The organism is Pedobacter montanisoli (genome assembly GCF_022809115.1).
Classification (GTDB): domain Bacteria; phylum Bacteroidota; class Bacteroidia; order Sphingobacteriales; family Sphingobacteriaceae; genus Pedobacter; species Pedobacter montanisoli.
Window position 1 is genome coordinate 18,240 of the sequence record NZ_JALGBH010000001.1, and the last position, 15,137, is coordinate 33,376.

General features: G+C 37.3%; 14 protein-coding genes. 6 read left to right on the forward strand and 8 right to left on the reverse strand.

Features of this window, described 5'->3' with window-relative positions; genetic code table 11:
- Positions 1–274: 274 nt before the first annotated feature.
- A complete protein-coding gene (locus MMF97_RS00090) occupies positions 275–1,204 on the forward strand; it encodes a YihY/virulence factor BrkB family protein (RefSeq protein ID WP_243357450.1) in 930 nt (309 codons plus the stop codon).
- Here the strand turns inward: MMF97_RS00090 and MMF97_RS00095 are convergent.
- A complete protein-coding gene (locus MMF97_RS00095) occupies positions 1,201–1,479 on the reverse strand; it encodes a hypothetical protein (protein WP_243357451.1) in 279 nt (92 codons plus the stop codon). The genes MMF97_RS00090 and MMF97_RS00095 overlap by 4 nt on opposite strands.
- A 415-nt stretch (positions 1,480–1,894) precedes the next feature.
- Positions 1,895–2,194 (reverse strand): hypothetical protein, encoded by a 300-nt coding sequence (locus MMF97_RS00100; protein ID WP_243357452.1) that lies wholly within the window; start codon positions 2,192–2,194, stop codon positions 1,895–1,897.
- A 139-nt stretch (positions 2,195–2,333) separates the two neighbouring features.
- Here MMF97_RS00100 and MMF97_RS00105 point away from each other — a divergent pair, with 139 nt between their 5' ends.
- Positions 2,334–3,482, forward strand: a complete 1,149-nt coding sequence (locus MMF97_RS00105) for a tetratricopeptide repeat protein (protein WP_243357453.1) — start codon at positions 2,334–2,336, stop codon at positions 3,480–3,482.
- A 6-nt stretch (positions 3,483–3,488) separates the two neighbouring features.
- Here the strand turns inward: MMF97_RS00105 and MMF97_RS00110 are convergent, their stop codons facing one another.
- From MMF97_RS00110 to MMF97_RS00125, 4 genes are all read right to left on the reverse strand, one after another.
- The gene (locus tag MMF97_RS00110; protein ID WP_243357454.1) at positions 3,489–3,953 is read right to left on the reverse strand and encodes a DUF4268 domain-containing protein; all 465 of its coding nucleotides are present in this window, start codon (positions 3,951–3,953) and stop codon (positions 3,489–3,491) included.
- Between the two features lie 24 nt (positions 3,954–3,977).
- Positions 3,978–4,562 carry a riboflavin synthase gene (locus MMF97_RS00115; protein WP_243357455.1) on the reverse strand — a complete coding sequence of 195 codons (585 nt, stop codon included), beginning with the start codon at positions 4,560–4,562 and terminating at the stop codon, positions 3,978–3,980.
- Positions 4,562–6,046 (reverse strand): acetyl-CoA carboxylase biotin carboxylase subunit, encoded by a 1,485-nt coding sequence (gene accC, locus MMF97_RS00120; protein WP_243357456.1) that lies wholly within the window; start codon positions 6,044–6,046, stop codon positions 4,562–4,564. Before accC ends, MMF97_RS00115 begins: the two co-directional genes overlap by 1 nt.
- A 339-nt stretch (positions 6,047–6,385) precedes the next feature.
- Positions 6,386–7,414 carry a threonine aldolase family protein gene (locus tag MMF97_RS00125; RefSeq protein ID WP_243357457.1) on the reverse strand — a complete coding sequence of 343 codons (1,029 nt, stop codon included), beginning with the start codon at positions 7,412–7,414 and terminating at the stop codon, positions 6,386–6,388.
- A 282-nt stretch (positions 7,415–7,696) separates the two neighbouring features.
- On the opposite strand from MMF97_RS00125, the gene MMF97_RS00130 reads away from it, so the two are divergent.
- Positions 7,697–8,545: an N-acetylglucosamine kinase gene (locus MMF97_RS00130; protein WP_243357458.1), complete on the forward strand. Its 849-nt coding sequence runs from the start codon at positions 7,697–7,699 to the stop codon at positions 8,543–8,545.
- A gap of 69 nt (positions 8,546–8,614) precedes the next feature.
- On the opposite strand, the gene MMF97_RS00135 is transcribed toward MMF97_RS00130, so the two are convergent.
- Positions 8,615–9,304 (reverse strand): NUDIX hydrolase, encoded by a 690-nt coding sequence (locus MMF97_RS00135; protein ID WP_243357459.1) that lies wholly within the window; start codon positions 9,302–9,304, stop codon positions 8,615–8,617.
- A 138-nt stretch (positions 9,305–9,442) separates the two neighbouring features.
- Here MMF97_RS00135 and pfkA point away from each other — a divergent pair, with 138 nt between their 5' ends.
- From pfkA to gap, 3 genes are read left to right on the forward strand one after another with little or no spacing between them, the layout of a single operon-like run.
- Entirely contained in the window at positions 9,443–10,429 is a 987-nt protein-coding gene (pfkA, locus tag MMF97_RS00140) for a 6-phosphofructokinase (protein ID WP_243357460.1), read from the forward strand.
- Positions 10,430–10,437: 8 nt separating this feature from the next.
- Positions 10,438–11,280: a hypothetical protein gene (locus MMF97_RS00145; RefSeq protein WP_243357461.1), complete on the forward strand. Its 843-nt coding sequence runs from the start codon at positions 10,438–10,440 to the stop codon at positions 11,278–11,280.
- A gap of 6 nt (positions 11,281–11,286) precedes the next feature.
- Entirely contained in the window at positions 11,287–12,288 is a 1,002-nt protein-coding gene (gene gap, locus MMF97_RS00150) for a type I glyceraldehyde-3-phosphate dehydrogenase (RefSeq protein ID WP_243357462.1), read from the forward strand.
- A 263-nt stretch (positions 12,289–12,551) separates the two neighbouring features.
- Here the strand turns inward: gap and MMF97_RS00155 are convergent, their stop codons facing one another.
- Positions 12,552–14,930, reverse strand: a complete 2,379-nt coding sequence (locus tag MMF97_RS00155) for a sensor histidine kinase (RefSeq protein ID WP_243357463.1) — start codon at positions 14,928–14,930, stop codon at positions 12,552–12,554.
- Positions 14,931–15,137: the final 207 nt, after the last annotated feature.

Here is a 15,137-nt window from a genome sequence, read left to right on the forward strand (position 1 = left end):
ATCTAACCCGACTTTTACAAGTCGGGTTTTTTATTGTCTTTTTTAACAATGTCCTAAAGCGTAATAAATAATTACAAAAATAACAATGGTAGATAAGCATCCACCACCCAGTTTCTTGGCGCTGTAGCCGGCAATAACGGTTCTCCAAAAATTATTCATAAACAGATTCTTTTAATAGAACAAACCTGCTTTCCCTTCAATTTGTTTTCTATTTGGTATTAATATCACCACAGGTTATAAAAGGTTATTTAATTTGTTAATTTTGGGCTTGCTCATGGAAAAACCGGTTTATCAAAGTAAAGCATCATTTTTAGGTTTATATACTAATCTTAAAAACAGTTTCCTGTTACTTAAAAAAAATGATCCTTTAAGATTAGCCGGAGCAACTGCGTTTTTTGCCAATTTTGCTATTCCACCTATCCTCCTTATACTCATTAGGTTATTTGGCTTTTTTGTAGATAGAAAAACTTTGGCCTCCCAAATATTTGAGCGCATTTCGCAGGTGCTTATTCCCAGTAGTGCAAATGAAATAAGGCAGGTTTTAAGAAATATTAGAGCTATAGACCATGGTTGGTGGGCTACTATACTAAGCTTTCTTTTTTTCATTTTTGTAGCCACTACCTTATTTAATGTAATCAAGAATTCTGTTGAGCAGATATGGCATATCGGTTTTAATGCCCAAGGTAAGTTCTTACCAACTTTAAAAAACCGCGGCCGCTCATTAGGTATTATCTTACTTGCCGGTATTTTGTTTTTTGTAGGAGTTGTTTTTGATAGCATACAAGCCATTATAGGCGCTTACCTGAATGATTCCTCTCCTACCTTTGGTAAATGGCTATTAATTTTTTTAAACCAATTGATCTTTGCCTTTACCATCAGTATCTGGTTTACCATACTTTTCAGGTACCTCACCAATGCCCGTCCTCATTTTAAAATAGCCATACAGGGCGGCCTGCTTATGGGTGTTTTATTTACTTTTGGCCGCTATGTGTTACGAATTTTATTACCCCTCAGTAATATTGAAAATATATATGGCGCTTCGGGCTCTATTGTGCTGGTTATGCTTTTTATATTTTATACTTCACTTATTTTTTATTTTGCTGCCTGTTACATTAAAGTAATCAGCGATAAAAAACATGTTGAAATAAGGCCATTAAGAGGCGCTTTTAATTATGAATTAAAAGAAATTAAAACTCATTTTTAGCTTTTATTTAAGCTGAGTTTTTCAAATCCCTGCAATTCAAATACTGCGAGTCTTTCTACTACGTTGAAGTATAAAGTACCAAAAAAATCAAATAGATACTGACCGTTTTTGGCGGTGATACAAATCATTTCTTTGAGCATTCCATTTGGTGCAGACTCGGCCTCATTGAGGATCATATCTTCATTCTGGATCTCTATTGTTGGGATTTCAATCGCGAAGTCTTTGAGCAGGTCGGCAAACACTTTACCCTTAAGCAACATTTCTTTAATTTTCATAACACAAAATTTGGAGAAAGGATAACCATTTTAGAGTCAAAAAAGTTTGCGAATGTTGAAAAATAAAGATCAACCAGCTTCTCTACCACGTCACCCTGAACTCGTTTCAGGGTCTACTTAGAAAGATGCTGAACTAAATTCAGCATGACGATACAGGAAGAAGTTCAGGATGACGATTATAGTTAGAAAGATGCTGAACTAAATTCAGGATGACGACACAGGAAGAAGTTCGGCATGACGCACAAGAAGAGTGGAACATGACCTACAGAAAGAAATAAGACTAGACTAATATTGTCCGGCTGAGCCTGTCGAAGCCAAACTTGTGGGAACGTTCACATTTCAACAACTTGTCCCGATACTTCGGGAAGCTCAATGTGACAACGCCAAGCTAAATATTATAAAACAAGCCCAATAATTATTTACGGTTGGCATTGTTTAAAGCCTGCTGTTCTTTTAGCGCATCTACTTTATTCTTATCCCCAAATTTTTCTGTTTTATTGGCAAAAGCATCTAACAGTTCTTTGATGTTATCAAGATTATCTGATACTCTTTGGTGCATATCGGGAAGATCTTTTTCCAGGCGCTGATCACCTAGCTCAATATTATCTACTTCTATTTTACCAATTTTCTGGATGATAGCCTGTTGCGAATGCTGCAAATCTTCAAGCTCTCTCACAATTTTTTCCATCAGTTCAAATTTCTTTAGCGTATCCATAAAATGCTGAGTTAATTAAACATGTATTCTTTTATAATAACCTCTACAGGCCTGAATAGTTTTTATTTTTATAAAGCTTTTCGGTTAAAATTTTGATTTTACAAAAACAACTAATATTTTAGTTAAAAATTTTAATATCATGAAAAAAGTCATTTTAGCCGGTCTCTTCTATTTTCTTGCTTTCTTTTCAAAAGCCCAAACAGGAGAATTGGATAGAGAGAAATTATTCGATTTTTACCAGAACCAGCGTTATGCCGAAGCAGCTTCTTATTTAAAATCATTATATCCCGGCGATATCAGTGATGTTAAAATATTATCACAGATAGCTTACAGTTATATGATGTCTAGCAACCTGCCTGATGCTGAAAAAACCTATGAGCAAATAAACCAATTGCAACCTAACACGATAGGTACCCTTTTTAATTTGGCAAACATTAATATGAGAAGAGGCGTAAGAACCAAAACTGTAGCTTACCTCCAACAGATATTAACCATAGATAGCAATAATTTTAATGCTTATAAACAGCTTGCCAATTATCTGGACAGCCTACCGCTCAAGCTAAAATGCCTTGAAAAAGCCAATAGCATAAATCCTGCCGAAGGTGATGTGGCCTATGATCTGGCTGATCTTTATAAAACTGAAAAAGCATATGAAAAGGGCTATAATGTTTTGCAGAAAGCCATTAGTGCCGATACAGGGAATTTCATTTTGCAGGAAGCGTTATTACCACTGGCTATACAGCTAAAAAAATACAAAGAGGTGATTTCTATAGGCGAAAAGCTGTTGAGCAATGAAGCCAGTCCTAATGTAATACGTGATGTAGGAAAAGCTTATTTCTTTCTAAAAGATTATGAAAAATGTATTTTCTACTATAATGTATTGAAAAAATTTAATGCACAGAATGAAAATATCCTGTATTTTATGGCACTTAGTTACCGTGAGCTGAAAAAATATGATCTCGCCATTACTTATGCCAAGAAAACCATTGATGAAGCCATTTCTCCTAATACCGCATTTTACTATAACACGTTGGGAAATATTTATGAAAACAAAAACCAACTTACCAATGCCATGACCTCATTTAAAAGAGGTTTAACTTTTAGCAATGAGAAAGATATTTTATACAGCATGGCTGTACTTTATGATACCAAGCTTAATCAACCTGCCAATGCTTTAAATTATTATAAGCAATACCTTAAAAATAAAGAACTGAAAGAAATTGACAAAGCACAGGTGGATTATGCTAAACAAAGGGTAGAATTGCTAAGCGCACCACATAAACAATGATACCAATTACGCAGAAAGATCTTCAAAAACAGGTTTGACGTTTATCCAGAATTCATCTAAAGCAATGATCCTGGGTTTAAGAAAAGAAATCATTTCGGGCCATTGCTGCTGGTTGTAAATACTCAGACCTGCTCTTTCTGCAAAAATTTTAGCGATGGGTATATACTGCGTATTTACCGTATCGGGCAACCACTCCCATTCTTCGCCTAAAGTATCGTGCAACATATTTTTAAACATCAAAAGTTGCTCGTAAAATAAGGCTCTTACACCTGCATCGGGATGGGTGATTTCTATTGAAATGCTTACTTTTTTCTGATCTGCATCGGTACGAAAGAAAATATGCTTGATGCCGGTCTTATAATTTACCCAGTTTACAGGCATACCTTCTGCTCCTGCAATCGGTTTCATGTATTTACCAAAGGTAATCCAGAACTGCTGACGAAGGCGAGCGGCTTCTTCTTTGCTATACATCTTAATTAGCGCACTTAAGAAAAACTACCGTTGCATTAATCTCGCCACGTATTTACCTATGATATCAAATTCCAGATTTACAGTTTGCCCTTGGCTGATCTCTTTGAGGTTAGTATGTTCATAAGTATAGGGAATAATGAAAACCGAGAATTCATCTTCGGTAGAGTTTACAACCGTTAAGCTGATACCATTTACACACACAGAACCTTTTTCAACCGTTACATTACCTTTTGTACGGTCATATTTGAAACGGTATTCCCAACTGCCATCCAAAGGTTTAACATACAAACATTCTGCAATCTGATCAACATGCCCTTGCACAATATGTCCATCTAAACGTGCGTTTAGTTGCATACAACGCTCTAAATTAACCATGCTGTTTACTTTAAGCGTAGCCAGATTTGATTTCTCCAGAGTTTCTGCAATTGCGGTTACCGTGTGGGTATCATCATTTAAACGCACTACTGTTAAGCACACCCCATTATGAGATACACTCTGATCTATTTTTAACTCTTGGGAGATAGCAGATTGAATAGTAAAATGCAGGTTATCTCCTTCTCTTTCGATGTGTTTTACGGTACCCGTAGTCTCTATTATTCCTGTAAACATTAGTATTGCTTTCTGTTACGAACCCAGTTACTGTTTTCTGCACTAACCAGGTTTTCACTTGAATTTGTTCCTTTTTTATCCAACGCCATCACCGCAGCGATAGCTGCAATCAGGGCTTCATCAGACTGTTCACTAACCAGACTTTGCGAATTAAAGTATTTGTTAACGAAATGTGTATCAAACTTACCTGATACAAAAGCCTCATGCTGCATTACAAATTTACCAAAAGCCAAAGTAGTTTGTATTCCCGTAATGTCATATTCATCTATTGCTCTTACCATACGTTCTATCGCTTCTTCCCTGTCTTTTCCATAGGTAATCAGCTTAGCAATCATCGGATCGTAATAAATAGGAATCTCCATACCTTGCTCAAAACCATCATCTACACGCACCCCATTTCCCTGAGGGGTTTTATAGGTTTGCAAACGACCTATATCAGGCAAGAAATTATTTTTAGGATCTTCAGCATACACACGCAGTTCAATGGCATGTCCGTTCATTTTCACTTCATCCTGGGTAAAACTTAGTTTTTCGCCTCTGGCAATCTTAATCTGCTCTTTTACCAGATCAAGGCCGGTAATCAGTTCAGTAACGGGATGCTCTACCTGCAGGCGGGTATTCATTTCAAGGAAAAAGAAATCTAAGTTTTCATCTAAGATAAATTCTACCGTTCCGGCACCCACATAATTTACCGATCTGGCCACATCTACCGCACATTTACCCATCTTCTCCCTGATTTCGGGAGTAAGCACTGAAGAAGGTGCTTCTTCTACCACTTTCTGGTGACGTCTTTGCACCGAACATTCGCGTTCAAATAAATGTACAATGTTTCCATGCGTATCCCCTAAAACCTGTATTTCTATATGGCGGGGAGAAGTTACATAACGTTCTATAAAAACAGAGCCATCGCCAAATGCCGAAGTTGCTTCACTTACGGCCAGGTTCATCTGCTCTTCAAAATCACTTACATTTTCTACTACACGCATTCCTTTACCACCACCACCGGCAGCAGCTTTGATCAGAATGGGGAAACCTACTTCCAACGCTCTCTGTCTGGCTTCTTCTACATTGGTAATGGCTTCTTCGGTTCCCGGAACCATTGGGATATCGTATTTTAAAGCCGCAGCCTTAGCCGATAATTTATTGCCCATGATTTCCATTGCTTCCGGAGTGGGGCCAATTAAGGTTAAACCGGCAGCAGCCACCATTTTAGCAAAAGCCGGATTTTCTGATAAAAAGCCATATCCGGGGTGGATGCCCTGTGCTCCGGTTGTTTTACACGCTTCTATGATCTTTTCTCCTAAGAGATAAGACTGATTTGAAGGTGGCGGCCCAATACAAACTGCTTCATCTGCGTAACGTACGTGCAGTGCATTTCTATCTGCTTCAGAAAAAACTGCTACTGTTTTAATCCCCATTTCTTTAGCGGAACGCATAATGCGCAAAGCAATTTCGCCACGATTGGCAATCAATATTTTATCCATTTATCAATACGGCTTTTTGGTGGTGCAAGATGTTAAAAAATATTTAAAACCTTGTTATACTTTCCTGATCTGTCAGGTTCTCTTTGTTGAATTAACGTAAATTAGATAAAATAATTAAACCTAAAATTAGGTCTTGCTATGTTTTCGCCTCATTGGCCGGCGAGGCCTAGTCCTTTTTTTAAAAAAGGACCAAAAATTCCGACTGCGTCTAGCGCTACAAAGTATCTGCTTTGGCTAATGATTGCAAACCGCACTAGCCAAGGTCGGTTTTAAAGCTTAACGGAGGGATTTTACAACTATCGTTTCAAACAGAAATACTTAAATCCAACTTAGGTTAAATTATATTTTTATGCTTTTTAGCACAGATATGGCTCTGTCTACATCAGCCGGAGTAATTTCTAAATGCGTTACCCATCTTATGGTTCTTGATGAAGTAGTATTGCATAAAATACCTTGTTTTTTCAGCGCAGCCACAACCTGTTGTGCAGTTACTTTTTCGTTCACATCAAATAAAATGATATTGGTTTCTACCGGCATTACCGACTGCACAAATGAAGCTTCTTTTAAAGCTTTCTGCAAAGTCTTTGCATGTTCGTGGTCAATAGACAAACGCTCTACATGATGATCTAGAGCATAAATACCTGCTGCTGCCAGGTAACCCGCCTGTCGCATACCGCCGCCCATCACTTTTCTAATGCGTTTGGCCTGTTTAATGGTTTCTTTAGAAGCCAATAATACCGAACCTATGGGAGCGCCCAATCCTTTAGATAAACATACAGATATGCCATCAAAATATTTACCGTAATCTGCCGCTTTATCGCCCGTGGCTACCAAAGCATTAAAAATACGGGCACCATCTAAATGTAATTTCAAACCTTTTATGGTACACAGGTTATGAATAGGCTCTATATCTTTTAAGCGGTAGCATTTTCCACCACCCTTATTTACGGTATTTTCCAGCACTACCAAACTCGATACCGGATAATGGATATTTTCCTCATTAATTTCGGGTTCTATAAGCTCAGGTGTTAAAATACCTCTGTTTCCATTTAACAAACGTACCGAAGCCTGCGAGTTAAAAGCTATACCTCCGCCCTCATATCTGTAAACATGTGCAGTCTGATCGCAAATCACTTCATCTAAAGGCTGCGTAAAACATTTGATGGCAATCTGGTTGCTCATTGTACCCGAAGGACAAAACAAACCGGCTTCCATATTAAATAAATCGGCCAGTTTCTCTTCCAGTTTTACCACTGTTTCATCTTCACCAAAAACATCATCGCCCACTTTTGCAGCCATCATGGCCTCAAGCATCTGAGCTGTAGGTTTAGTTACGGTATCACTTCTAAAATCGATTATTTTATCCATGTGCTTTTAATCTATAAAACAAATATGCCTATTTATATAAAGTATATCGATTTTAGAATTAAAAAAATTACAAAATGAAAAAGACCGCTTAAAGTAATGCTGAAAAAACAAGGACATTAGTGTAAAAAATACACTTTAAATAAATCATCTTGCCAAAGCCAAAAAGCAAACGTTTTAAAATCAATTATTAAAGGCTGCTAAAAAACTAATTATTAATTTTATTTTTAGGAAAAAGCCCTTTATATTGGCTCAGTTTTTCATCAATTTTATAAAAACCTAAACATGATAGTTATTGCAGATGGTGGATCTACAAAGACCAACTGGTGTTTGATCAATGAAGCCGGGAGAAAAATTCATTTTAATACAGAAGGCTATAATCCATATTTTGCCAGTACAGAATATATCGAAAAATCGCTCAGAAAAAATTTACCCAGCCACGTAGAGCCTGAAAAACTAAACGAGGTTTATTATTATGGAGCAGGTTGTTCTACCGATGTGAACAAGAAAATAGTGGCTGATGCCATGCAAAGTGTTTTTGTAAATGCCAAAGTAAGCATTGACCATGATCTGCTGGCTTCTTGTCGTGCTTTATTGGGCGATGAGCCTGGTTTTGCAGCCATATTGGGTACAGGTACCAATACCTGTTTTTATGACGGTAAAGAAATTACCCTGAACATCGATTCTTTAGGTTACTTTTTAGGTGATGAAGGTAGTGGCAGTTACATTGGCAAACGTGTGCTAGCCGATTACATGAAAGGTTTCATGCCAAAAAATTTAAGTAAGCATTTCTTCAATGTATTTGGTTTAACCAACGAAGATATTTTTGATGCCATTTACAACAAACCGCTTCCTAACCGTTTTTGTGCCAGCTTCAGTAAATTTTTATACGATTACAAAGCAGAATTTCCTGATTATACCCGCAATGTGGTAGAAACCGCTTTTGTGGCTTTCTTTGAAAATCTGGTTATTCATTACCCTAATTATAAAGATTATCTGCTGAACTGTGTAGGCTCTGTGGGTTACAATTTCAGAGACATTTTAAGCTATACTGCCGACAGGTATGAAATGGGTGTAGGCAAGATCATCCGTTCACCTATAGATGATCTGGTTGATTACCATTTAAAGAAATAAATTATTCCCTAAAAAAACAGCCCGTTTTCTAATTAGAAAACGGGCTGTTTCATATAAAGCTGTTGCTATTTAAAAAGAAATCTCTTTACCGTACAGCTTATTGTACTTTCGTTTATCAAATTTATAGAGTGTTGCTGCTCTGAAAGAAACGCCTCTTTGTTTTTCGTCCAGCTCTTTCAACACCTTAAAGCTCAAGATCTTTTTCCTAAAATTACGTTTATCCAGCTTTTTATTTAAGATCAGCTCATAAACATTCTGTACTTGCGTTAAGGTAAATTTCTCTGGAAGCAGTTCAAATACCAAAGGCAAATGTCTCACTCTTCTTTTTATTTTTTCGAGCCCTTTCTCTAAAATATACTGATGGTCAAAGGCCAGCTCAGGTACCTGATTTACATTTACCCACTGCGCATTACGGGCAAAACTGGTCAATGGTTTCAAAGGTTTTTCGCCAGAAAGACGTAACATGGCATAGTAAGCCACAGATACAACCCTACCCTGCGGATGCCTTTTTAATTCGCCAAAAGTATAAAATTGCTCCATGTACACATCGCTCAGGCCAGTAAGTTCCTTTAAAATTCTGGAAGCAGACTGGTCCACGCTTTCATCCACATTAACCCGGTTTCCCGGCAAAGCCCACCAGTCTTTAAACGGATCTTCGTTTCTTTCTATCAATAGAATTTTTAACGCGCTCCCATCAAAACCAAAGACCACGCAATCAATAGACAAAGCGAAATTAAAACCTTGTTGTATATTTTTCAAAGCAAAAAACGTTTTAATTAAGTTTAAGTTAGTTAAAAAACAAAGAAACAAAATAATGCCAGTAAATTGTTAAAAATTAAAAATTTTGAAAAAAAATTACTTAGTGTAAAAAATACACGCTATATTCGTAATATAAGCATGGAACCAAATATTAAAAATATCGCTGTACTAACCTCAGGCGGAGATGCCCCGGGCATGAATGCCTGCATAAGGGCTGTTGTACGCACCGGCGTATATTATGGCAAAAACATGTTTGGCGTAATACAGGGTTATCAGGGTCTCATCAACAACAATATTGAAGCCATGAACGCCCGCTCTGTAAGCAATATTATTCATCTTGGCGGCACCATTTTAAAAACTGCCCGTTGCCTAAAGTTTAAAGAAGATGCCGGCATGGAACTCGCTTATCAAAATCTTAAAGCTAAAGGTATTGATGGTTTAGTGGTTATTGGTGGCGACGGAACTTTTACCGGAGCAAAAAGATTTGCAGAAAAATATGACATCAAAGTAATTGGTGTACCCGGTACCATAGACAATGACCTTTATGGCAGTGATTTTACCTTAGGTTATGATACGGCCATTAATACCGTAATTGAAGCTATTGACAAGATCAGAGATACGGCCGATTCTCATGACAGATTATTCTTTATTGAAGTTATGGGAAGGGATTCGGGTTGCATTGCTTTAAGAAGTGCTATTGCCAGTGGTGCAGAAGCTGTATTGCTTCCCGAACGCGAAACTTCTCTCAAAGAACTGATCACTAAACTTAAAGAAGGTGCTTCTACCAAGAAATCATCGAGTATTGTGATTGTTTCTGAAGGAAATAAATATGGCGGCGCCTATGATATAGCACACGCTGTTAAACGTAAATTTAAACATTACGACACCAAAGTTACCATTTTGGGGCATTTACAACGTGGCGGAAGTCCGAGTGGTTTTGACCGCATACTGGGCAGCAGATTAGGTTTTGCAGCCACCAAAGCTTTAATTAAGGGCGAAACTTTAAAAATGGCCGGATTGCATGGCAACGAAATTAAACTGACGAACCTTGCAGACGCCTTAAATAAGAACAACTACAAACTGGAAGACGACCTTCTTGAAATGACACATGTTTTATCTATTTAATTGTTAACATGATTGCAGTAATTTATAGCGGATCTAAAACGGCTTTCTGGAAATTATACGCAGACGATAAGATTGTTGCGGAAACTTCAACCCAGGGACTTAATCCTTATTTTAATGAAGAGAAACAGATCTTCGCTTTTTTAAATAAAAATACTACGTTGATTAACAACGCCGAAAAGATCAAGAAAATTTACGCCTTTGTTGCTGGTGCCCGTACCAGATCTGCCCAGAATAATTTAAGAGAAATCTTAGAAAAATTCTTTGTCCATAGCAAAATAAAGATTAAGGACGATTTGTATGGTGCATCTATTGCGGCCTGTCATCATAAAAGCGGTATTGTAGGCATTTTAGGCAGTGGCGCCAACTGCGCTTATTTTAACGGAAAATCGCCACAGGAAAACAATTTTGGTTTAGGTTATATTTTAGCCGATGAGGGTTCTTCCAACTATCTGGGAAAAATCTTATTAAAGAACTTTTTAGAGGAAAAAATTCCCGATGACCTAAAGGCAAAACTAGAAAGCAAATACAGCTTAGATCGCCCTTCTATACTGGAACGTATCTATAAACGTCCCAATGTACAAAGCTATTTAAGTTCATTCTTCGATTTTTTTGTAGAAAACCGCAAGCATAAATTCATAGAGCAGATTATTGACCAGGGTTTTGAGAAATTCCTGGAAACTTATATTAAACCTACCCGTGCCAAACACCAGAACGAAGAAATCCACTTTGTAGGCTCTGTAGCCGGAACTTTTCAGGACAGGTTACGTCTGGTTGCACAAAAACACAATATAGATATCACATCTATAACCAAAGAACCCATACACAACATATTACATTATTACACAAACTAATTCACAATGACTAAAGTAGGAATAAACGGATTTGGCCGTATCGGAAGGCTTGTTTTCAGAGCGGCTTTAAAAAGAAATATAGATATTGTTGCTATTAATGACCTGATTGATCCTAATTACATGGCTTACATGTTAAAATATGATACAGTTCACGGTCAGTTTGACGGCACTATTGAAGTGAAAAACGGTCATCTGGTTGTTAACGGTAAAGAAATCAGGATCACCGCCGAAAAAGACCCGGCCAACTTAAAATGGAACGAAGTAGGTGTTGATATCGTAATCGAATCTACAGGTCTTTTCTTAACCAAAGCTGATGCGCAGAAACACATTGATGCAGGCGCAAAAAAAGTCGTTTTTTCTGCCCCGGCCAAAGATGATGATGTACCTACCTATGTAATGGGTGTAAACCATCAGGATCTTACCGCAGATCAGACTATCGTATCAAATGCATCATGTACCACCAACTGTTTAGCACCTGTTGTTAAAGTTTTGCATGATAACTTTGGTATAGTAGAAGGCTTAATGAGTACCGTACACGCTGTAACAGCCACACAAAAAACGGTTGACGGTCCTTCGGCTAAAGACTGGAGAGGCGGACGTGGTGGTTTTTCAAACATTATCCCTTCATCTACAGGCGCTGCCAAAGCGGTTACCAAGGTAATTCCTTCATTAAAAGGCAAATTAACCGGTATGTCGTTTCGTGTACCTGTAGCAGATGTTTCTGTAGTTGATTTAACTGCAAGATTAGAAAAACCAGCTACTTACGAGCAAATTAAAGATGCCATGAAAGCGGCTTCTTTAGAAGGTCCTTTAAAAGGTGTTTTAGGCTATACTGAAGACGAAGTTGTTTCTTCTGATTTTATTGGTAATGACCATGCTTCTATCTTTGATGCCGGAGCCGGAATTTCCCTAAACGATAACTTTGTTAAAGTGGTATCATGGTACGATAATGAATGGGGCTATTCTTGCGCTTTAGCAAAATTTGTAGAGTACTACGGAAAAATATAAGTGATGTTCATTCATCTTTGAACAGGAAAGCACCTTAAAGGTGCTTTTTTGGTTTTACAAAATGTCACAGATATGTCACAAGGAATTGCTAAGTATAAATTTAATCTTAGTGTATTACTTACACTAAGAAATTTGTTCTTACTTTTGTAGTCTCAAAAAGAGAAATCATTTAATTAATAAGATAAAGACATACCCGTTCATACACAGGTTTATATTTGGTTAGAAAAAAGAGATGCGTCTGGATGGAGCATCTCTTTTATTTTTTACCCCACTTTATTTGGTGCAAACACAATTTTAAAGGTTGTACCTTCATCTAAAACACTTTCTACCTCTATTTTGCCGCCCATTGCTTCAATCTGGTTACGGGTAATAAACAGACCTAATCCGCGGGCATCGTTATTGCCGTTAAAGGTTTGGTAAAGCCCAAAGATTTTTCCTTTATTTTTCTGCAGATCAATGCCCAATCCGTTATCAGCTATAATCAGCGTAACGCAATCATCCTGCATGCTGGTTTCAATATTGATCACAGGCTTGCGATCAGGGTGGGTATAACGCAAAGCATTTGATAAAAGGTTTAATAAAACGCTTTCCAAATACGACTTGTTAAACATAGCTTCCGCATCTTTAGCCACATGATTATTGATTGTTGCCTGCTGACTAATGATCTGCCCATTTAAGGTGCTGATAGCTGCTTCGATATATTGTTTCAGGTTTAAAGGTTCTTTTAAAATATCAAAACGGGTATTGATATTTACAATATTGCTCAGATTGCTTAGGGTTTCGTTTAGCGTATCGACCACTTTTTTAAGCAAATGCATCAGTTCTTTTTTCTCCTGATCGGTCTGTGCTTCTTCTATAAGTGCTACAATACCATGTATATTGCCTGCATGCGATCGTAAATTGTGGGAAACAATATGAGAAAAGTTTAACAGGCGTTCATTCTGTTCTCTTACCAGCGCAAAAGATTTGGATAAAGAGTCCTGAGCTTCTTTTTGAGCCGTAATATCAATCATAATGCCCCGCAGCTTTTCTGGATGTTGCACTGAGGGTGTCACGCTTACAATATCTTTTACCCAAACTATAGAACCATCTTTTGCTCTTATACGGTATTCTCTTTCATGGTTTTGCTGTTTAAGTAAAAATTCATTAACATAATTGAAAAGATCTTCATGATCATCTTCATGAAGATGCTTGGCATGAAAATCAGGATCAGACAGCCATTCTTCTGGTGTATAGCCTAAAATATCATAAACCTTGTTGCTGATAAATGAGCTTTCGTAACCATTCTCATGAATTTCTTTCTCCCATACAATGCCATCTATAGAGTTGATGAGGTTAGCGATGTGCTGTTTGGATGCAATTAGCTCCTGCTCGTAATCTTTTCTTGAAGTAATATCTTCTACAATAATGATATGGTTATTGAGTGCCTCGCCCTCGCTCCATAACAGCGTTACAAAAACCTGTGCCCATTTAGCCTGACCATCTTTACAGATATAACGTCTTTCTGCCGTATAATTCTTGATCTGCCCATTGATCATACTTTTAAACTGGGTGCGATCTTCTTTCAAGTCATCGGGATGAATTAAGCTTTTAATTTTAGTTTGCTGCAATTCTGAAGCTGAATAACCCAGCAAGCTACATAACTGCGCATTGACTTCTAAAAACTCTCCTGTAGCAGAATTTACCCTGCCAATGCCTACACCGGCATGATCGAATATGGTTTTGTATTTATTTTCGGCCAGCAGCAATTCATGTGTTCTTTTATCCAGAATGGTGGTAATTTCTGCTTGCTTACGTAGAAATTTATAGAAAAACACACTACAGATCAAAGTCATTGAAATGCCTAGTAAGAGGATAGGCAAGGTGTTGATGAGATTATCACTGGCATCTTCATCTATGGCATACACCTTCCAGTCGCCCTCCGGAATTGTAATAGACGTTGTATGTCTGAGTTTAAACTCTTTATTGTAAGACAAAAAGAATTCTTCTTTACCCGTTACAGGATTATTTTTTGCCAACTGAAACTGGTAGTTCTTAGCCTTAACATTTAAACCTATCATTGAAGAAAGGCTATCTAGGGTAACCACTACGGCAGAAAATCCCCAGAATTTATTTTTTACAAAAATGGGCAATCTGCCTACTACGCCTATTCTGCCCTGCATCAATTTTACGGGTCCTTGATAATAAAGCTGTTTCAGGTTTTCTGATTTTTTGGCCTCTATCAGGTTTAAGCCGCCATCTTTAAACAAATCATGATTAAGTGCCTTTTCATTGCCTTTTAAAGGATATATATATTTTATAACACCATCTGGAACTAGCTGAACAGCTTGCAGATAAGGGTTAGATTTGATCACTCTCTCTGCAATTTCTTCAAAATCTTTGGGCTTACCATCACTACCTATGGTTAAAGCCATTGTTAAAGCTACATTTTGGTTGGTTTTGTTGAGCTGCTCAAATCGCTGCTTTACGTTCTCTAAGATGCTGTTGATATATATACGCTTAGATTCCTGCACAATCTGATAACGCTGCCTTACAATAATGATGACAATAGCAAAAACAATCACGAAAAAAAATGAACTTGCAAGTTTGGCGTTTTGTAGTACCCAGGCTATTAATTTTGATCGTTTGGTTTCAATTTCCATGTAAAGCGTATAAAATTTCAGCGTTTAATGCAGAATAAGCTAAATTATAAATTAACCTTTACTTATCAATATCAGCCTGCCAATTTCCGAAGTTTATTATTTTGTTGTACAAAACATTAAATATCTTAAGGTAAGCTTTTTGTATCGTAACACTTTTGTTGTACTTTTGATTTGCAAACCATCAACACCACACGATTTATTATTAGA